Annotated in this window: 1 protein-coding gene; it reads left to right on the forward strand. The window is 70.9% G+C overall.

Annotated features, from left to right (window positions below):
• Window positions 1-10 precede the first annotated feature (10 nt).
• Window positions 11-275: nuclear transport factor 2 family protein (locus R0J87_RS20175; RefSeq protein WP_498888477.1), on the forward strand; the 265-nt coding region annotated here is incomplete at its 3' end.

A 275-nucleotide genomic window follows, 5' to 3' on the forward strand; every position in this document is an offset into this window, starting at 1 on the left:
GAGCGCGCGGATGTCCGACGACCAGGAGATCTTGTTCGCCAACGCCGCCTTCTACGCCGCCTTCGCCGACGGCGACCTGGCGCTGATGGACCGGCTCTGGGCGCGCGCGACCCGCGTCGCCTGCCTGCATCCAGGCTGGGAGCCGCTGATCGGCCGCGACGCGGTGATGGAGAGCTGGCGCGCCATCCTGGCCTCCCCGCCGGATATCGAATGCTCGGATCCGGAGGTCTTCGTCCAGGGCGGGACCGGCTTCGTCATCTGCCGGGAGCAGGTCG

Source organism: Halomonas sp. SIMBA_159 (genome assembly GCF_046536035.1).
Lineage (GTDB): Bacteria > Pseudomonadota > Gammaproteobacteria > Pseudomonadales > Halomonadaceae > Vreelandella > Vreelandella venusta_A.